General features: G+C 37.9%; 19 protein-coding genes and 2 riboswitches. All 19 genes read left to right on the top strand.

The window, feature by feature from the left end; all coding sequences use genetic code 11:
• Nucleotides 1-8 precede the first annotated feature (8 nt).
• The 19 genes from DHBDCA_RS05240 to galU all read left to right on the top strand — a co-directional run bounded on the left by DHBDCA_RS05240 (nt 9) and on the right by galU (nt 18,799).
• Complete coding sequence (locus DHBDCA_RS05240; protein WP_167998189.1) at nt 9-1,175, top strand: glycosyltransferase family 4 protein; 1,167 nt, start codon at nt 9-11, stop codon at nt 1,173-1,175.
• A gap of 17 nt (nt 1,176-1,192) precedes the next feature.
• Nucleotides 1,193-2,401, top strand: coding sequence for a hypothetical protein (locus DHBDCA_RS05235; RefSeq protein ID WP_015043138.1), 1,209 nt, complete (start codon nt 1,193-1,195; stop codon nt 2,399-2,401).
• A gap of 37 nt (nt 2,402-2,438) precedes the next feature.
• Nucleotides 2,439-3,626: a glycosyltransferase family 4 protein gene (locus DHBDCA_RS05230; RefSeq protein WP_015043137.1), complete on the top strand. Its 1,188-nt coding sequence runs from the start codon at nt 2,439-2,441 to the stop codon at nt 3,624-3,626.
• Between the two features lie 17 nt (nt 3,627-3,643).
• Nucleotides 3,644-4,612 (top strand): GDP-mannose 4,6-dehydratase, encoded by a 969-nt coding sequence (gene gmd / locus DHBDCA_RS05225; protein WP_041226345.1) that lies wholly within the window; start codon nt 3,644-3,646, stop codon nt 4,610-4,612.
• A gap of 17 nt (nt 4,613-4,629) precedes the next feature.
• On the top strand, nt 4,630-5,112 hold the full coding sequence (locus tag DHBDCA_RS14685; RefSeq protein ID WP_015043135.1) for a GDP-mannose 4,6-dehydratase: 483 nt from the start codon (nt 4,630-4,632) through the stop codon (nt 5,110-5,112).
• Complete coding sequence (locus DHBDCA_RS14680; protein ID WP_081580505.1) at nt 5,025-5,561, top strand: GDP-mannose 4,6-dehydratase; 537 nt, start codon at nt 5,025-5,027, stop codon at nt 5,559-5,561. Before DHBDCA_RS14685 ends, DHBDCA_RS14680 begins: the two co-directional genes overlap by 88 nt.
• A gap of 30 nt (nt 5,562-5,591) precedes the next feature.
• Nucleotides 5,592-6,839, top strand: coding sequence for a glycosyltransferase family 4 protein (locus DHBDCA_RS05215; protein WP_144020268.1), 1,248 nt, complete (start codon nt 5,592-5,594; stop codon nt 6,837-6,839).
• 68 nt (nt 6,840-6,907) lie between these two features.
• Complete coding sequence (locus tag DHBDCA_RS05210) at nt 6,908-8,371, top strand: lipopolysaccharide biosynthesis protein (protein WP_015043132.1); 1,464 nt, start codon at nt 6,908-6,910, stop codon at nt 8,369-8,371.
• 61 nt (nt 8,372-8,432) lie between these two features.
• On the top strand, nt 8,433-9,530 hold the full coding sequence (locus DHBDCA_RS05205) for a DegT/DnrJ/EryC1/StrS family aminotransferase (protein WP_015043131.1): 1,098 nt from the start codon (nt 8,433-8,435) through the stop codon (nt 9,528-9,530).
• A 9-nt stretch (nt 9,531-9,539) separates the two neighbouring features.
• Complete coding sequence (rfbA, locus tag DHBDCA_RS05200) at nt 9,540-10,403, top strand: glucose-1-phosphate thymidylyltransferase RfbA (RefSeq protein WP_015043130.1); 864 nt, start codon at nt 9,540-9,542, stop codon at nt 10,401-10,403.
• Nucleotides 10,404-10,441: 38 nt separating this feature from the next.
• Complete coding sequence (rfbB, locus tag DHBDCA_RS05195) at nt 10,442-11,530, top strand: dTDP-glucose 4,6-dehydratase (protein ID WP_015043129.1); 1,089 nt, start codon at nt 10,442-10,444, stop codon at nt 11,528-11,530.
• Complete coding sequence (locus tag DHBDCA_RS05190; RefSeq protein ID WP_015043128.1) at nt 11,527-12,555, top strand: glycoside hydrolase family 26 protein; 1,029 nt, start codon at nt 11,527-11,529, stop codon at nt 12,553-12,555. The genes rfbB and DHBDCA_RS05190 overlap by 4 nt, the downstream gene beginning before the upstream one ends.
• Nucleotides 12,556-12,615: 60 nt before the next feature.
• A complete protein-coding gene (locus DHBDCA_RS05185; protein ID WP_015043127.1) occupies nt 12,616-13,821 on the top strand; it encodes an ATP-grasp domain-containing protein in 1,206 nt (401 codons plus the stop codon).
• Between the two features lie 104 nt (nt 13,822-13,925).
• A complete protein-coding gene (locus DHBDCA_RS05180) occupies nt 13,926-14,927 on the top strand; it encodes a glycoside hydrolase family 26 protein (protein ID WP_015043126.1) in 1,002 nt (333 codons plus the stop codon).
• A gap of 82 nt (nt 14,928-15,009) precedes the next feature.
• A riboswitch (cyclic di-GMP riboswitch) is annotated at nt 15,010-15,085 on the top strand.
• A 98-nt stretch (nt 15,086-15,183) separates the two neighbouring features.
• Nucleotides 15,184-15,259, top strand: a riboswitch (cyclic di-GMP riboswitch).
• Between the two features lie 13 nt (nt 15,260-15,272).
• Complete coding sequence (locus tag DHBDCA_RS05175) at nt 15,273-16,235, top strand: glycoside hydrolase family 26 protein (RefSeq protein WP_015043125.1); 963 nt, start codon at nt 15,273-15,275, stop codon at nt 16,233-16,235.
• Nucleotides 16,236-16,445: 210 nt separating this feature from the next.
• The gene (locus DHBDCA_RS05170; protein WP_081580504.1) at nt 16,446-17,087 is read left to right on the top strand and encodes a YveK family protein; all 642 of its coding nucleotides are present in this window, start codon (nt 16,446-16,448) and stop codon (nt 17,085-17,087) included.
• Between the two features lie 17 nt (nt 17,088-17,104).
• Nucleotides 17,105-17,230 carry a hypothetical protein gene (locus DHBDCA_RS15870; RefSeq protein WP_015043123.1) on the top strand — a complete coding sequence of 42 codons (126 nt, stop codon included), beginning with the start codon at nt 17,105-17,107 and terminating at the stop codon, nt 17,228-17,230.
• 22 nt (nt 17,231-17,252) lie between these two features.
• Entirely contained in the window at nt 17,253-17,834 is a 582-nt protein-coding gene (locus DHBDCA_RS05165; RefSeq protein WP_242824972.1) for a tyrosine-protein kinase family protein, read from the top strand.
• Nucleotides 17,835-17,878: 44 nt separating this feature from the next.
• Nucleotides 17,879-18,799, top strand: a complete 921-nt coding sequence (gene galU, locus DHBDCA_RS05160; protein WP_015043121.1) for a UTP--glucose-1-phosphate uridylyltransferase GalU — start codon at nt 17,879-17,881, stop codon at nt 18,797-18,799.
• The last annotated feature ends 7 nt before the right edge of the window (nt 18,800-18,806 follow it).

The raw sequence follows: 18,806 nt of genomic DNA, 5'->3' as shown, positions 1-18,806 counted from the left end.
TAAAGGCATTGGGAATTGAAAACATCCAACTAGTTGTTCTTGGACAGCAGGAAATTGAATGTATCAATGAACTGAGTGTAATGGGGCTCCCAAAACCAGGGACTAAAAATCAGCTGTTGAATTTGTTTTATTATACCTTACTTACACGTAAAAAAAGCATTCAGGAGTCAATACTTTACTCCAAAGCAAACAAAAAAGAGTTGGATCGGATCGTGACAGAAATGAATCCGGATATCATCATTTATGATACCCTGCGTGTTTCCCAATACTATGAAGAAGACAAAAGTTTTGAAAAAAAACATGTTTTATATTTAGAGGACTTGTTCTCTGTCAGATATGATAAAATGCTCCAAATTCTACAAAAGTACCCGCATTTTGACTTGAACTCGTTGGGTAATTTTGCAAACCGTGTTCCATCGGTATTCAAATCCTTGCTGAAACTTTCTTTCATTCAGAAGTTTGCGCTGAAATATGAAAGGAATCTCATCGCCAGCAGAGAAATTAATGCTGTCAAATGGTTTGATAAAAGCCTATTAATTAACCATCAAGAAACAGCCTACTTAGCGCGTGTTTCTCAACAGGATTCAATCTTTACGGTTAAACCATTACTAAAACAAAGAGAACAGCTTGCTGTACGAAATTTTTGCGGTGATCCGGTTTTTGTCTTTGTCGGGGACCTAAAAGTTCCTCATAATCAGGTATCAATTAAAACTTTCATTGTTTCACAAATGGAAAATATTATTTTTGAAATACCGGAGGTAATGATCAGAATCATTGGCAGACATGCAGATCAGGAACTAATTGATCTTGCCAAGAAATATCCGGAGCATTTAAGTATTGAAGGATATGTTGATGATCTGGGGAGTATTCTGGCAGGGGCATGCGGGATGGTTATACCTCTTTTATTTGGAAGCGGCGTTAAATTGAAGACAATAGAAGCTTTGGCCTCTGGGATGCCAATTATCTCTACGGACTTTGGAGTAGAAGGTATTAACGATATTAATCATACTCACTGTATTATAGAAAATGACTTTAACGAGTATGCGAAAGTAATGAAACAATTATGTGATATTAAAGTAAACGCTCTTTTATCCAAAAACGCAATGGATTTTTATCGGAATAATTATCAAAAAGAGACGATTGATCAGGAATATGAAAAACTATTTTTACGATAAACTTGGAGATTAGGAATATGCTAAATAGTTGGGAAATTACTAAAGAGGATGATAGCTATCCGAAGATCGTTATCTTTGTGTTAATTTTATTATTAGTGTTCCAAAGAATATCAATTCCGTTTAAAGATAATCAAATTCCATCAGCTTTGATTTTAATTTATATTTTTCTGTTTTACAGTTTGTTTCATAACAAGATAAAGATAAATATTGTTCGACTGGTGTTCTATATCCTATCCAGTACGTTAGCTATTTCTGTCACACTCCTTAGTAAAGAGTTTTCTGACTTCTCTATTCTGTATCTTTTAGCGATTTATGCTCCGTTTGTGTTTTATGCTGATTTATCATATGCTGAATACTTAAAAATAATTGGAGTATTTCAGAAATTCATGGTCTTTGCATCTTTGCTCGGCATAATTCAATTGCTGATCCAATTCTTTGGGGTACAGTATTTTGATCTTTTTTCTTTCCTGCCTTCAGAATTCGTTCAGGAGGGCTATAATACTTCCTATCCTTTGGTTTATGGTTCTAATATTTGTAAATCAAATGGGATCATTTTTTTAGAACCATCTTTTTTTTCACAACTGTTAGCAATTTCTCTCGTCATTGAGTTTATATATTTTCATAGAATTTATCGAATGATACTTCTTATTGTAGCCATATTCTGTACATTTTCGGGAACTGGAATTTTATTATTGGCGATAACCTTTCCTTTTTGGGTAAAGTATTTATTTCAGCGAAAACTAGCGCTCCCATTTTTCGGAGTGATGCTGCTCCTGATTCTTGTGGCTGTATTTGGTCCGGCTGATATTACAAGTTCGTATCTTTCTAGGATTACAGAGATCGGGACTTCGGGTTCAAGCGCAAATATGAGGTTTATCGCTCCATATACTTCCATGAACAGTTTTTTTGGTAGCAGATCGATTTGGCTTGGTTTAGGAGCTGGTGCAGTTACAGGCTTGGAAAATGTTGCTCAGGCTAATTTCCCGGTTATTCCAAAGTTAGTTATTGAATACGGGGTATTAACTACTGCTGCTTTCACATTTTTTCTGTTATACAGCTTTTTGCACGCACAACGCAGATTTTCTTTAGCGTTGTGCGGAGCAGTGATGTATTTTATCCTGTCGGGCAGCCTTCTGCAGCCGCAGATTGTGTTTTTCTTATATATTTTAATCATATTTTTTCCTTTGGCGAATGCTAAAAAACGCTATCGGGACTATCTGGTTTAGGCAACGGCCGATTTTAAAATTATTGGAGTGGAATAATATGAATATACTGTTTCTGACCCATGTATATCCTTATCCTCCTGACAGCGGAGGCCTGATCTTTACGTATAACGCAATTAAGCATGAATATGATCAAGGGCACAACGTTACCATTATTACTCTGCATAAAACTGAGATTAAAACACCACTGGACCAAATTGCTGACGTTAAGATTGTCTGTAAAAACACCCGGAATCGAATTTTTAGAATGTTTCTGAATATGTTTTCGAGGATGCCGTATAATTCCTCGAAATATAAATCCAAATTGGTTAAAACAGTGATTAAAGAAGTACTTGAGACAAAAAATATCGATGTTGTTTATATTGATCATCTTCATATGGCGGTTTATGGAAAATATATCAGGGAACTGATGCCGAGTATCCCTTTGATATTGCGGGAACAAAATGTTGAAACAACCATTATGCAGCGTTTTTATCAAAACCAGACTAACCCTGTAGTAAAGCTGTATGCCTATATCCAATTTCTCAAACTGAATGCATATGAAAGCAAGGTAGTCGAAGATTTTGATAAATGTTTTATGTTAACGGATAACGACAGTGAAAGAATCAAAAAAATGAACCACAGAGTGAAGAATGTTACGATTCCCGCTGGTGTGGATATAGAGAAATATGTACCGAAACAAACTTTGGAAGAGGAAGGAAGTATTCTCTTCCTTGGGACGCTGAACTGGCTGCCAAATGCAGATGGTTTAAAATGGTTTATTGATCACATACTTGATAGGGTGAAAGAGGAAATACCTGATATCAAATTTTATATTGTTGGAAAAGATCCCATTGAACAAGTCAAAAGGCTTCATAATGGGAAAAATATCATTGTTACAGGATATGTAGATGATGAGAGGGATTATATCGCAAAATGCAGTGTATTTATTGTTCCGTTAAGGATTGGAGGCGGAATGCGCATAAAGATCCTTAATGCAATGTCGATGGCCAAATGTATCGTGAGTACGAGTATAGGTGCTGAAGGGATTGATATTCAAAATAGAAAGGATATCTTTATTTCTGATGATCCTGGATCTTTTGCCACCGATATCATCTTTCTAATGAAGAATAAGGAAACTAGGGAAACTATCAGCAGAAATGCCAGGGAAAAAGTGTTAACCCAATATTCTTGGGATGCAATTTTTAAAATTGCTGATTCCGAGCGAAGCAAGCTTTTGGAAATTTAAAGATAGGAGAAATGATGATGAAAAAAGCGTTAATTACTGGAATAATGGGACAGGATGGCGCCTACTTGGCAAAACTGCTGCTTGACAAGGGGTATAAGGTAAGCGGGTTGCTTGCCAGAAGAAGCACGCCGAGCAATTGGAGGCTCAAGTACCTTGGGATTGAGAATGAGGTAGAGCTGATTGAAGGGGACTTAACCGACTTAGCTTTCTTGATTCGTGCAATTAAAAAGTCAAAGCCTGATGAAATTTACAATTTAGGTGCCCAAAGCTATGTGGCAACTTCCTGGGAACAGCCTATTCTTACGGCTCAGACCACAGGAGTTGGTGTTTTGAATGTTTTAGAGGCTATCCGTTTAACTGACACCACAATTAAGTTTTATCAAGCGTCTACCAGTGAAATGTTTGGGTTGATCCAGGAACCGATGCAGAGTGAAGCAACCCCTTTTCACCCGAGGAGCCCTTATGGCATTGCCAAGTTATATGGACACTGGATATCGGTCAATTATCGGGAAAGTTTCAATATGTTTACCTGTTGCGGAATATTGTTTAATCACGAGTCCCCTCTCCGAGGAATCGAGTTTGTTACCAGAAAGGTTACGGATGCAGTAGCCAGAATTAAGCTTGGTAAACAAAGAGAGTTGCGGCTTGGCAATATTGATGCTCAGCGAGATTGGGGGTTTGCAGGAGATTATGTTGAAGCTATGTGGCGGATGCTTCAGCAATCAAAACCAGACGACTATGTTGTAGCGACAGGGCAGACGACGACAGTTCGTGAGATGTGCCGCATCGCATTTGATCATGTCGGGCTTCATGCAGAGGACCATGTTGTAATTGATGAAAAACTGTACCGGCCAGCCGAGGTTGAGATCTTATTGGGGAATCCAACTAAAGCCAAAGAAAAACTGGGGTGGAGTTCAAAAACAAGTTTGGAAGAGCTTGTTATTATGATGGTGGAAGCTGATTTTATGAGAGTCAGTAAGGAATAACATTAAGGAGCGACTTCATGCGGCTATTGGTTACAGGGGCAGATGGATTTGTAGGAAATTACCTTTTACGAGAATTAATCTTTCGGGGACACGACGTCATCGCCGGATATTTTGAGTTGGAACCGCGTGTTGCATGTCAGAATACAAAAATTGACATAACAGATTCGGTTTTGCTGGAAGAGGTTTTACGTAAATATCAGCCCGATGGAGTCATTCACCTGGCTGCTCAGAGCAACGTTAAGCTGTCCTGGGACAATCCGGCCATCACGGTCAAGGTTAATACAGAGGGGACGATTATTTTGCTGGAGACGATTGCGAAAATATCCGAGGAAATAAAAGTCGTCTGTGTTGGATCCAGCGAAGAATATGGCTCAAGTGCCTTGACAGGAGAACCTCTGACAGAACTAGATGTCTGCTATCCACAAAATCCCTATGCGGTCAGCAAGTTTGCAGCAGGACTCTTAGCACTTCAAATTGCCAAAAAGAAAACCTCAATGTAATATACGCTCGTCCGTTTAACCACTTTGGACCAGGTCAGCCCAGGGGTTTTATCGTAAGTGACTTTGCCTCGCAAATTGCCCAAGTTGAGCAGGGACTTATGGATAATGTCATTCGAGTGGGAGATCTGGGTGCAAAGAGGGACTTTACTGATGTTCGGGATGTTGTGAATGCCTATGCCTTGCTGATGGAAAAAGAGGTTGAACCAGGGATTTATAATATCTGTTCGGGATCACCTCGCTCAGCAAGAGAAATCTTAGAATTTCTGATTGAAGGGGCAAAAGTGCCGGTACATTTTCAGGTTGACCAAGAACGTTACAGATCTTCAGAAGTCCCGTTTTTTGTTGGCTCAGCTGAAAAAATCAAAAAGGCTGTATCCTGGAAGATTAATAAGGACTTCTTTGAAAGTTTAACGGAAACACTTGGGTGGTGGCGAACAAAAAAATTTTAAGTCTGGATATGGGAATATTGGGGGCTAAAAGTGATGAAGAAAAAGTATATTATCCTCACTAACGTAATAGACAGTGTCGGCGGTGCACAGATCTATGTTCGAAATAAAGTGAAGTTTTTGGAAGAATTAGGATGGACTGTTGATGTCTTCTATTATGGCAAAGGGGAAGTTATACTTAGCGAACTAAAACGTTTTAAGAATAATGGAATTCCTTTCCTGAGATGTTACCCGCAAGGTTATCCCCGTCTAAGAATCAATCGTATTATTGATCAAATACTCGCCAGCACGGACAAGAACGAATACAATGAAATTATTGTTGAATCTCATGAAATTCCATTGGCCTTATGGGGAGAACTCGCAGCAAAGAGGCTGAATTGCAAACATATAATCTATTTGGTGCAGGAAACATTTCCAACGTTATCTGCGGATATATATGAATTTTTTGATTTTAAACACAAACGAAAAGAATTAGCGGGGATCAGCAAGACGTCGCTGGAAATGCTATTTCACGGTCATAAAGAGATAGGAGATAGTGAGAAGTATTCATTAAGGGCTGCTTGTTCCAATGCAGTTGATGATGTAAGTAATGAAATTATTGACAACATTGTAAGGGAAGATATTAATATTGGATGCATTACACGGCTTGACAAACCCTATGTCGTTCCGATGGCCAATGAAATTATATGTTTTGCGGAAAATTATAAGGATAAGATGATCCAGTTGGTTATGGTAGGCAGTTCTGTCAGCGGCGAAGTTGAAAAGCTTATTTTGAATAAAATTAAAAACATTGATAATTTGAAAGTACTTATTACTGGATATATGTTTCCTATACCGAGAAACCTATTTGAAAAAATTGATTTGTTCATCGGAGTATCAGGTTCCGCGAATGTAAGTGCGGCGGAAGGTGTTTTAACTTTGACATTGGATGTTAGAGATAATAAACCAATGGGATTATTCGGATATGACACGGATAATAATCTGTTCAGTGATTCGAAAAAAGACGAGTCAATCTCCGAGATGCTTCAACAGATTTTAATAGAGAAAAAAATTGCTCCACAAACAACACAAATCACCATCAATGATTTTAGACAAGTATATAAGGAACACTTAGCATTTATCAACGGTTCCTGTGAGGATAAACTTTATTATGATGTTAAAAACCTAAACATTAGTCTTTATGACATGGCGAAGAAAGTTACCCTTGGTATTCTCGGTGTAAATTGTTACCAAAAACTGATTGATGTAAGAACAAGATTACACATCCACCAGATAAAGTAAGCTGATTTGTTTGTAACCTGAGCGCATATTATCCGGACCAAGAAGGACAGCAATCATAGGAGATCATAATGGAGACAAGCAGTTTGAAAAAGAAGACAATAAAAGGTATTTCTTGGAGTATGGTAGATATATTCGCGAATCAGGGATTTCAATTTTTGATCCAGATCATACTTGCCAGACTTTTGCTGCCCCAGGACTTCGGTGTTATTGGAATGATCACTGTTTTTATTGCGATATCCAATATCGTTATTGACAGTGGACTCAGTAACGCTTTGATCAGAGAAAAAGAGGTAACTCAGGAAGAATATTCGACAATCTTTTATTCTAATTTAGTTTTGGCTGTTGTTACCTATATCGTGATTTTGTTTTCAGCCAATCCTATCAGTGTTTTTTTCAAAGAACCGCAGCTTATTCCCTTGTTAAGAGTTTTAGCAATCGTTCTTATTATTAATTCCTTTGGTTTGGTCCAGCGGACAATGCTGGTTAAAAAAGTTGAATTTAAACTGCAGACAAGAATTAGTATTATTTCTAATCTGTTTTCTGGGATATTGAGTATTTCTTCTGCCTGTTTTGGGTTTGGCATATGGAGCCTCGTCATTCGTGTGATGTCCTTACAGTTCATGCAATCATTCTTGTTGTGCCTATACAATAAATGGATGCCTTCTTTTGTCTTTAAAATAGATTCGTTCAAGAAATTCTTTAGTTTTGGATGGAAACTGCTTATATCAGGTTTGATCGATACGTTATATCAGAACTTATATTATGTTATCATAGGAAGATTATTCTCCGCAGTCGAGCTTGGATATTACACAAATGCCCAAAAACTAAGAGATGTAGCTTCTACGTCTATAACAACATCCGTTCAAAAAGTCAGTTATCCGGTTCTATGCAGCATACAGGATGAAAGTGAATTATTAAGGGCCGGTTATAGGAAAATAATCAGAAGTTCTGTATTTGTCACATTTCCGATTATGATTGGACTTGCGGTTATAGCAAACCCTTTATTTAATATATTATTTAGGGAAAATTGGATAAGTTCGATTCCATATTTTCAAATCTTGTGTTTAGCGGGAATGTTTTATCCTCTTCATGCCATAAACTTAAATATCCTGCAGGTGAAAGGCAGATCAGATTTATTTTTAAGTTTAGAGATTATCAAAAAAGCTATTGGAGTAGCTTCAATCGTGATTGTATTGGTTTTAAATCTTGGCATTATGGGGCTGCTTTGGGCAGCAGTTATCAATTCCATAATTGCTTATTTCATAAACTCATACTTTTCAGCGGAATTAGTCAACTATTCTACAATAGAACAAATTAAAGATATTCTGCCTATCTTAATCAATGCTTCTGTTATGGGGGTTATTGTTTATTTCTTACAAATCATATTTCCTAATAGCAATATGATTAAACTAGCAGCACAAATTATTGCTGGAATCATAATCTATTCGGGGCTAAGCAGATTGGCGAAACTCGAAGAATTCAATGATGTGAGTAACCTGATCAGGTCAATATTTATTAAAAATAAGATATAATGAAATAAGGATATTCAAAATATAAGAAAGACAGAAGCTATAATAAATAGAGGTATAGAGTATGTGTGAATTAATTCAGGTAACCCGTTCTTCGATGCCGAAATTTGAGGAGTATATAGAAGAAATTAAAGAATTATGGGAAAGCCATTGGCTGACCAACATGGGAATAAAGCACGAACAATTGAAAACTGCTTTGTCCTGTTATTTAGGAGTGCCCAATATTTCACTTTTTACAAATGGTCATTTGGCTCTGGAATATGTTATTGAGGCTTTTGATCTGTCCGGACAGGTAATTACATCTCCGTTTACCTTTGTATCAACGACGCATGCCATTGTTAGGAATGGTCTGGAACCAGTTTTTTGTGATATTAATCCGGAAAATTTCACCATAGATACAGACCGAATCGAAGAGCTGATTACGGAAAAAACAACCGCTATTATTCCGGTTCATGTTTACGGGAATATATGCAACGTTCGGGAAATCGCACGAATCGCCCGAAAATATCATCTTAAGGTAATTTATGATGCTGCCCACGCTTTCGGGGTTACCCTGAACGGGACTGGTGTGGCGGACTTTGGAGATGCTTCCATGTTTAGTTTTCATGCGACCAAAGTATTCAATACAATTGAAGGCGGAGCAGTAGCATTTCAGAATGATGAGCTGAAATACTTATTGGAGTCATTGGGCAATTTTGGGATAACAGGGCAGGATACGGTTGCTCATATTGGCGGTAATGCGAAAATGAATGAATTTCAGGCAGCGATGGGGATATGCAATCTTCGCCATGTTGATGAAGAAATTGAGAAACGAAAAGCAGTTGTGGAAAGATATGTTGAAAGACTGCGCGGAGTCAAGGGCATAAAACTCAATTCGCTGCAAGATGGTGTAGAAAGCAATTACGCTTATTTTCCGGTATTTTTTGATGGTTTTCAAGTGGATCGTGATGAAATTCACGCAGCTTTGCTAAAGGAAAATATTGTTGCTCGAAAGTACTTTTACCCGCTAACAAATGATTTTGAATGTTACAGGAAACAATTTAACTGTGAAGATACCCCTGTGGCAAAGTATTTTGCAGATAAGGTACTGACGCTTCCTTTATATGCAGATTTGGACTTAAAGGATGTTGACAGAATATGTAATATTATTTTGAGAAGATAGGAGCATACAATGAAAGGAATAATTTTAGCTGGGGGTAAAGGGACCCGACTTTATCCGATGACAAAAGCTGTATCGAAACAACTCTTGCCGATTTATGACAAACCGTTAATTTATTATCCATTATCTGTTCTTTTGCTGGCCGGTATCCGGGAAATACTGATTATTTCCACCCCTGAAGATACCTCGGTCTATCAACGGCTTTTGGGAGACGGCTCCATACTTGGGGTTGAATTTTCCTATGCGGTTCAGGAGACCCCCCGAGGTTTAGCAGACGCTTTTATGCTTGGTGAAGATTTTATCAAGAACGATCATGTTTGCTTAATTCTTGGAGACAACCTTTTCTATGGACAAGATCTCACACGAATTCTGAATCGGGCAAAAGCCTTGGAAAAAGGAGCCACTATTTTTGGATACCCTGTTAAAGATGCCCATTCTTTTGGAGTAGTTGAATTTGATAAAGATCTGAATGTACTTTCAATTGAAGAGAAACCCCAAAATCCCAGATCTAATTATGCGGTACCGGGACTATATTTCTATGATAATGATGTTGTTGAGATCGCGAAAAGTATTAAGCCTTCTTCGCGCGGAGAAATTGAGATTACTGCAGTAAACAACGTCTATCTTGAACGGAAACTGCTCAACGTAATTTTACTTAAAAGAGGAATGGCGTGGTTAGATACAGGGACTCCTGAAGGAATGCTTAAAGCAGCGGAATATGTTGAAGCCGTTCAGTCCAGACAGGGGTTCTATATTGCTTGTCTGGAAGAGATTGCCTGGAGAAGAGGGTTGATTGATACTGCTCAACTAAGAGCAATAGGCAATAATCTTCATATGACAGATTACGGGCAGTATATTCTTTCTTTAATAAACTGATAGAGTTGAGCAAATAAGATGTTGAAAGGATTTTAGGCATGAAAACAATTCTTGTGACTGGCGGTGCGGGATTCATCGGCAGCAATTTTGTTCGCTATATGTTACAAAAGTATCCGGATTACCGGATCATAAATCTGGATGCTTTGACCTATGCCGGCAACCTTGAAAACCTGGTAGATATAGCGGATTGTTCCAACTATATCTTTCTTCGAACCGATATACGGGACAGAGAGAAAGTCAATCAGGTTTTCTCAGCCTATGATATTAATTATGTAGTGAATTTTGCAGCAGAGAGTCATGTAGACCGAAGCATTGTTGAACCGGAGGTCTTTTTAACTACCAACATCCTCGGCACGCAAGTGCTGCTTGATGCAGCAAAAAAACAATGGCTGATTGATCCGGAAGACAAATACTGCAAGGAATATAAATCTGATGTGAAATTTCTGCAAATATCCACAGATGAGGTATATGGTAATCTTGGAGCGGAAGGAATGTTTACCGAATCAACCTCGTTGCAGCCCAACAGCCCTTATTCAGCCTCAAAGGCCAGTGTGGATTTGGTTATCAGAGCTTATCATAAAACATTTGGGTTGCCGGTTAATATTACACGATGCAGTAATAATTATGGTCCGTACCAGTTTCCGGAAAAATTAATCCCATTAATGATCAACAATTGTATTAATGATAAAGAACTTCCAGTGTATGGTGACGGGATGCAGATCAGAGACTGGCTTCACGTGGCGGATCACTGTTCAGCTATTGATGTTGTTTTGCATAAGGGGGCTTATGGAGAAATATATAATATTGGCGGGAATAATGAAAAGGCAAATGTTGAGATTGTCAAGCTCATTGTAAAAACGCTGGGGAAATCCGAGAATCTAATTAAGTATGTTAAAGACAGGCCAGGACATGACAGAAGATATGCGATCGATCATACGAAGATAACGACAGAATTAGGCTGGGAGCCAGTGTATTGTTTTGACCAAGGACTGAAGGATACAATTGAATGGTATATTAATCATAAAAAATGGATAATGGATATCGTATCAGGAAGTTACATCACGTATTACGAAAAGATGTATTCCCATACTTATAAAAAGTATTTCAATAATTTACGAAAGGGTTGAAATCAATTATTACGAGGGTTATTGCTAAAAAAAAGTTTTTCTTTATTATTTTTTTCATTGTCTTGGTTAGTTTGCTAATATATGGTTTCGTGACCAAAACACCAAATAGTAGCCCTCAGACTATCAGTGTGAAGGGGGAAACAAACCATGAAAAATCCATAGAAGTTGAACGAACCACGTTGATTGGGGCCTGGCTGGGAACCTGGCCTTCAAAGACGGAAAAAAATATAGAGTCTTTTAATCAATTGTCAAATCACCATTCAGACATCATTCATACCTATGTGTTTACGACACAAGACATGGATGACTGGGAGAGTTTCATGGATTATGTTCATGAACAAGGAGCAATTAATCTATTAACGATCATGATGAGGAACAGTGATAATGGTGAGTACAGCACGGTCGACGTTAATAATGGCAGGTTGGATGCCTATTATACCGCTCTTGCAATTCAAATGAAGAACTGGCAAGGAGGTTCAGAGATTTGGATTCAGCCTATGTACGAGGCCAATGGATATTGGTTTGGCTGGGGTATAGGGAATAGCGGCGTCAATACCAATGAATCCTTTCGAATGGCATTTCAACGAATTGTAAAAATATTTAGGGATAATGGCGCATATAATGTAAAATTCGTTTATAATGTAAATTATGGAAATAACGGAGAAGGTGCTTCGTTTATGGATGCTTATCCAGGAGATGGATACGTTGATTTTGTGTCAATAGATGGATACAATTGGGGAACATCTCAGACATGGAGTAAATGGTACAGTTTTCGTCAGACTTTTGATGCAGCATATGAAGCCTTGGTAAATGGTTCAAATAAACCCGTGATTATTGCTGAGGTTGCATCAGCAGAAAAGGGCGGAGATAAAGCTGCTTGGATCAGCGATATGAAAAAACAGATTCAATCGGGAGCATATCCGGAGTTGATTGCTGTAATTTGGTTTAATGATTACGACAAATATCAAAAGGTTGATTGGAGAATTGATTCTTCAGATTCTTCGCTTGCCGCTTATCAAAGATAAAGTAGTTTATATAGGCTACTAGTCCGTTGATGGACAATATAGATATTAAATGGGAGAAAAATGGTGAAGAAAATATTAATGCTGGGTGGTTCATATTTCCAGGTGCCTTCGATAAAAGCAGCAAGGAATATGGGGTATTATGTGGTTTCTTGTGATTATATTCCCGAAAATCCCGGACATAAATTTGCTGATGAGTACCACAATGTCAGTACAACTGACAAGGAAGCCGTTTTAAATTTAGCCAAAAGATTAAAAATTGACGGCATTGTATGCTATGCTTCTGATCCAGCGGCTATTACAGCTGCGTATGTCGCTGAAAAGATGGGATTTCCAACAAATCCGTATGAGTCAGTTGAAGTGTTATCAAACAAAGATTTATTTAGAAATTTTTTAGCAGAGAACGGATTCAAGACCCCAAAAGCCAAGGGTTACACTTCTATCAATAAGGCGATAGAAGACATTCACAGTTTTACACTACCGGTAATGATAAAACCTGTTGATTCTTCAGGAAGCAAGGGAGTATCGAGAGTTTTTGAAGTAAGCGAGTTAGAAGAAAAAGCTATATACGCATTATCCTTCTCAAGAGCAAAGCGGTTTATCATGGAGGAATACACTGAAAAGTATGGATATCAGGTTGCAGGAGATGGGTTTTCTGTAAATGGACAGTTGGTGTTTCGTTGTTTCGCTAACGAGCATTTTGAGAGCGATTCAAGTAATCCTTATGTTCCGATTGGTGAAAGCTGGCCGTATAATATGCCGCAACGACTTCATGATAAAATACATTGTGAAGTACAGCGCCTGTTGACTTTACTGGACATGAAAGATGGTGCTTATAACTTTGATATTAGAATTGATAGGAATGAAAATATCTATCTCATGGAAGTTGGACCTCGCAATGGGGGGAATTTAATTCCCCAGGTAATTAAATATGCTACCGGAGTAGATCTTACTGATTATACAATAAAAACTGCAATGGGCGTAAATTGTTCAGACTTAAAAATGGTTGAAACCAAAGGCTATTGGTCAAGCTATATGGTGCATTGCAGTCAGAGTGGTGTATTACAAGATATATGGGTTGATGAGAACCTACGTAAAAATATTGTGGAATTTAATATGCAATACAGATCAGGAGATCAAATTTCAGCATTTACTGGATCCAACGGTACATTGGGAACGATGATATTAAAATATGAGTCTCTGGAAGAAATGCTTAGGAAGATGAATTCAATGGACCAGTATGTAAAAGTCAAAGTTAAGGTAAAATAATAAAGATAAAGAAATAGATTATTATTCCAATTAATATTGAAGCATGCTATAATGTATCGGAGTGTAGATTTTATTTTGCTTGGGTGATATTGAAAGGAGTTATAATGAGAAAGCCAATATCTCTGATACTTATTACTGTTCTTGTAACTTTTACTATTTTTCTCTCTTGCCTAAATAACAAAATCAGCTTAGCGGAAACAAATAGAGCTGGAGAGACATCTCTTGTGGCTAATTCCTCTCAATCTGCTGAATCAAACACGTTGTACGGGGCATGGATGGGAACATGGCCCTCTGCAACGGACAGAAATATTGAAAATTACAATATTCTTTCCAATCATCATTGTGGGGTTATTCATTCATTTATCTATTCATATCAGAATATGGATGACTGGGCCGACTTTATGGATTATACGAAAGAACAAGAAGCTATTAACTTACTAACCATTATTTTAGTGAAAAATAATGGAAAGCAATACAGTACCGTCGATATTAATAAAGGAGAACTGGATGCATACTTTACCGAGATTGCCAAGCAACTAAAGAATTGGCAGGACGGCTCTGAGATTTGGTTTCAACCTTTGTATGAGGCAAATGGGTACTGGTTTGGCTGGAATATCGGAAATAGCAAGATTAATACCAATGAAACATACAGAAATGCCTATCAACGTATTGTAACCATATTCCGCGATAATGGAGCAACTAACGTAAAATTTGTGTACAATGTCAATTACCAAAATAATGGGGAAGGGGCCTCCTATATGGGGGCTTATCCCGGTGATAACTTTGTTGATTATGTTTCAATTGACGGATATAACTGGGGAACATCACAGTCTTGGAGCAAATGGCAAACATTTCGGCAAACATTTGATGCTGCTTACACTGCACTGACAAAGGGCTCAAACAAACCGGTAATTATTACTGAAGTAGCTTCAACAGAAAAGGGCGGCAGTAAAGCTGACTGGATCACCGATATGAAAAAACAAATTGAGACTGGAGCTTATCCAGAACTGAAAGCTGTAATTTGGTTTAATGACAATGGCAATTCTGAAGAGATGGATTGGACAATTGATACTTCAGAGTCTTCATTAGCCGCTTATCAAGAATAATAAAAATTATTTAGTAAATATATTGACAATAATAAAATGATATGACAAAATATAATCAGATGATTGTCGAATAAAAAGCTATTACTGACAATGGCAAACTTGCTGAAAAGCAAGGACGCAAAACTAAAGGGCCTGTAAAATGGCAGCCAGTTACCAAAAGTAGTTTTTTGTTGTTTGAAAAATGAAATTGGAGGTAATCATTTAAGTCTTTAGGTAAAATACGGCCGACGATTACCTGAGACAATAAAGCACTCTCAAACGATAAAGGCAAACCTGTCGAAAGGCAGAGACGCAAAGCTAAAGGGCCTGTAAAATGGCAGCCAGCTACCGAAAGGAGTTTTTTTAATGAAAAAGTTTATATCTGTATTTCTATTATTTACCTTTATGTTTTTAGCACTTTATACACCTACTGCTGATGCCGCAGCAGCAAGGAAGGCTAGAACACCGGGAACAGCAACGGCATCGACAACGGTAATGACTGGAGCCTGGCTGGGAGAATGGGCTTCGTCGGGAAATACAGCTATTCAGGATTTTAACGCACTGGCTAACCATCGCAGTGAAGTAATTCACACTTTTGTTTATTCAACACAGGATGTGAGCCAATGGGAAGATTTTATGGATGCCGCTAAAAGTGAAGGCGCAATTAACTTGATCACCCTGCAATTGAAGAAAGATGATATGACAGATTACAATACTGTTGAGATAAACAATGGCAAGTTGGATGAATACTTCGCCACAATTGCCCAGCAGTTTAAATCTTGGCAAAATGGTACGGAAGTTTGGCTTCGTCCGCTGCACGAGGTTAACGGAGATTGGTATGGTTGGTGTGTTGGAAATAGCAACGTAAATACCAATGCTTCGTACAAGAGCGCATACCAAAGGATCGTAAAAATATTCCGTGCAAACGGTGCAACAAATGTTAAGTTCGTGTATAACGTAAATTATCAAAATAAAGGAAGCGCCACTTATATGGGAGCATATCCTGGTAACAATTATGTGGACTATGTTTCTGTGGATGGATATAACTGGGGAACATCTCAGCAGTGGAGCAGTTGGCAAACTTTCAGACAAGTGTTTGATGCGCCTTATAAGGCATTAGCAAGCGGTTCTACGAAGCCGATAATCATTGCAGAAATTGGTTCGTCTGAGCAAGGTGGTAGTAAAGCTGCATGGATTACGGATATGAAGGCTCAGATTAAGGCAGGAGTGTATCCTAGACTTAAGGCAAATATTTGGTTTAATGACAATTATGATATGGATTGTGCGATCGATACTTCGGAATTTTCACTTGCAGCTTTTCGAGGATAAGAAGACTGAAGACGGCCAGAAGATAACAAGGATTATCCCTCTAATCTTCTGGCCTTTATACCATAAAATTTAGAAATAAATTATTTTTTTTGCTAAGCAAAAGAAATAAAGGGAAATCCAATTATTTATGGAATTTTATCCTATTACACCTTTTTTACGTTACATCTTTCCATACAATATAATCATCAAACCATAAGATAGTGAGAGAGGATGGATAGAGTGGATTTCCAAAGTGTATTTTTTTCTATGATAAGAAAATGGTGGTTAATTGTACTACTGGTAGCCGTAGGCGGGGGAGCCGGTTATCTGACCAGTCAATTAACAAAACCGATCTATGAAGCTGATACAAAACTATATATTCAAATTGATCAAGGTATGATGAATGAATCCTTCGTAGAGCAATATTCAAAAATCTTATCCAGCAGGACGATTACATCGGTAATAACTAATGATATTAAAAGATACGATATAGACGAGATACAACTTATGTCTATGATAACGATTGAGATTGAAAAAGATTCTAATGTATTTACCATTAAAGCTCAAAATTCCAGCCCATATATCGCTGCTACTGTAGCTAATGTCACTTCGCAAGTATTTATGGATCAAATTAATAAGATCGCAAATATTAATGCGGTTGCCATTTTAGATAAAGCGCAGGTTCCTAAGGATCCGTTATCGAATCATATGCCTGTAAAGACACTTCTTGGAATCTTCTTAGGATTAATTCTTTCGATTAGTATAATTTATTTAATTGAGTATTTTGATACATCGATTCGTTCAGCAAAGGATATCGAAGAGGAACTTAACCTTTATGTAATCGGTTTGATTCCAGAACACGATATCCGCTAAGGAGGGATAAATACTCAATGAAAACGTTTAACGTTTATAATAACAAAAATCAGGCTGTTCGCGATGCATTTGAAATGCTGGCAGCGAATATATATATTCAAAAAACTGATAAAAAATTAAAAAATTGTTGTGACAAGCCATAACCCGGGTGAAGGAAAAACTTCTTTGGCTATTGGACTCTCGGTAGCAATGGCAAACTCAGGTTGGAGAGTATTACTGATAGATGCGGACATGCGAAAGCCAGTCGCTGCAAAGAGACTGAGTGAAGATACACAGCCGGGCCTTTCCGATTATTTGACCGGAAGGATTGATCTGAAAGATATAATTCGTGAAACAAATATTACGAACTTCTATTTTGTATCTTGCGGCAGTGATATTCTAAATCCAATTGGGCTTTTAAGTTCTGCCCGCTTTGAAGAGATCATGCAGAAACTGCATGAAGCGTATGATTTTGTGCTCTTCGATACTCCTGCGTTAGCAAGCGTTGTTGACGGTGCGATGGTAGCTTCCAAAGTGGATGCATCTTTACTAATTGTAAAAATGGGTTCTACAAAATTACCTGATTTGAAACGGGCAAAAGAACAGCTTCAGAACTTTAATTCCTGTATTTTAGGTGTTGTACTGAACAAAGTTAAAAAGCGTGACTATAAATTGCATTATGGTTCTTATGATTATTTTTTCAAGTCGGAACGGTTTTTTAAGAATAAAAAAGCTGGACATATCAAACTTAGCAACCGAGTAAAATAACCTTTACAAAAATTGACTTTTAATTGGGATCAGGAGGGATGAAAATGAAAATAAAAAAGGCCGTCATTCCTGCAGCGGGACTCGGTACAAGATTTCTGCCAGCGACCAAAGCACTGCCAAAAGAAATGCTGCCGATTGTTGACAAGCCGACGATTCAGTATATTGTTGAAGAAGCCATTGACTCAGGAATAGAAGACATTCTTATTATTACAGGAAGAGGCAAGTGGCCGATCGTTGACTACTTTGACCATTCACCGGAGCTGGAGATATATCTGGAGAGCAGAGGACAGCTAGATCTTCTGGAAAAAATCAAGAATCTTTCCAATATGGCTAACATTCACTATATCCGTCAGAATAAACCGCTTGGTCTTGGGCATGCTATTTATTCTGCCAAGTCTTTCGTAGGACAAGAGCCCTTTGCAGTTTTACTTGGCGATGATGTTATCAAAGCTAAGATTCCGGCAACCCAGCAACTAATAAATGTTGCTGAAAGAACTTCCTGCAGTGTGATTGGAATTCAGGAAGTGCTCAAAAGTGACGTGCATAAATATGGAATCGTAGACCCGCTTGATCATATTGGCGATGTTTGGAGAGTAAAGGATCTTGTTGAAAAACCGGCTGTTACAGAAGCACCTTCCAGATTAGCGATCATGGGCCGATATGTGATTAATCCCTCAATATTTAAAAATTTAGAGAGAATTGAGCCTGGAGCTGGAGGAGAAATCCAACTAACAGACGCACTAAAAGCTCAAGGCAAGGATGAACCGGTTTACGCCTGCCGTTTTGAAGGAAAAAGATATGATGTAGGTGATAAGATTGGTTACTTAAAAGCTACAGTAGAATTTGCGTTAGAATCTCCAGATCTTGGATATCAATTTGGGCAGTATCTTGAGGAATTGTATCTTGAAAGAAGTAAAGTTAAGCAAAGGGAAGCTAAGAAGAGAGGCGGTATTGCTGCTTCCTAAGGTGAGC

It is taken from the genome of Dehalobacter sp. DCA (assembly GCF_000305775.1).
Taxonomy (GTDB): domain Bacteria; phylum Bacillota; class Desulfitobacteriia; order Desulfitobacteriales; family Syntrophobotulaceae; genus Dehalobacter; species Dehalobacter alkaniphilus.
Note: the sequence above shows the minus strand (reverse complement) of the source record. Positions and strands in the feature narration are given on the sequence as shown.

Excerpts from the sequence above, each read along its gene's own strand:
- DHBDCA_RS05235 (WP_015043138.1), top strand. The coding sequence starts at position 1,193 with ATGCTAAATAGTTGGGAAATTACTAAAGAGGATGATAGCTATCCGAAG.
- DHBDCA_RS05230 (WP_015043137.1), top strand. The coding sequence starts at position 2,439 with ATGAATATACTGTTTCTGACCCATGTATATCCTTATCCTCCTGACAGC.
- gmd (WP_041226345.1), top strand. The coding sequence starts at position 3,644 with ATGAAAAAAGCGTTAATTACTGGAATAATGGGACAGGATGGCGCCTAC.
- DHBDCA_RS14685 (WP_015043135.1), top strand. The coding sequence starts at position 4,630 with ATGCGGCTATTGGTTACAGGGGCAGATGGATTTGTAGGAAATTACCTT.
- DHBDCA_RS05210 (WP_015043132.1), top strand. The coding sequence starts at position 6,908 with ATGGAGACAAGCAGTTTGAAAAAGAAGACAATAAAAGGTATTTCTTGG.
- DHBDCA_RS05205 (WP_015043131.1), top strand. The coding sequence starts at position 8,433 with ATGTGTGAATTAATTCAGGTAACCCGTTCTTCGATGCCGAAATTTGAG.
- rfbA (WP_015043130.1), top strand. The coding sequence starts at position 9,540 with ATGAAAGGAATAATTTTAGCTGGGGGTAAAGGGACCCGACTTTATCCG.
- rfbB (WP_015043129.1), top strand. The coding sequence starts at position 10,442 with ATGAAAACAATTCTTGTGACTGGCGGTGCGGGATTCATCGGCAGCAAT.
- DHBDCA_RS05185 (WP_015043127.1), top strand. The coding sequence starts at position 12,616 with ATGGTGAAGAAAATATTAATGCTGGGTGGTTCATATTTCCAGGTGCCT.
- DHBDCA_RS05180 (WP_015043126.1), top strand. The coding sequence starts at position 13,926 with ATGAGAAAGCCAATATCTCTGATACTTATTACTGTTCTTGTAACTTTT.
- DHBDCA_RS05175 (WP_015043125.1), top strand. The coding sequence starts at position 15,273 with ATGAAAAAGTTTATATCTGTATTTCTATTATTTACCTTTATGTTTTTA.
- DHBDCA_RS05170 (WP_081580504.1), top strand. The coding sequence starts at position 16,446 with ATGGATAGAGTGGATTTCCAAAGTGTATTTTTTTCTATGATAAGAAAA.
- DHBDCA_RS15870 (WP_015043123.1), top strand. The coding sequence starts at position 17,105 with ATGAAAACGTTTAACGTTTATAATAACAAAAATCAGGCTGTTCGCGAT.
- galU (WP_015043121.1), top strand. The coding sequence starts at position 17,879 with ATGAAAATAAAAAAGGCCGTCATTCCTGCAGCGGGACTCGGTACAAGA.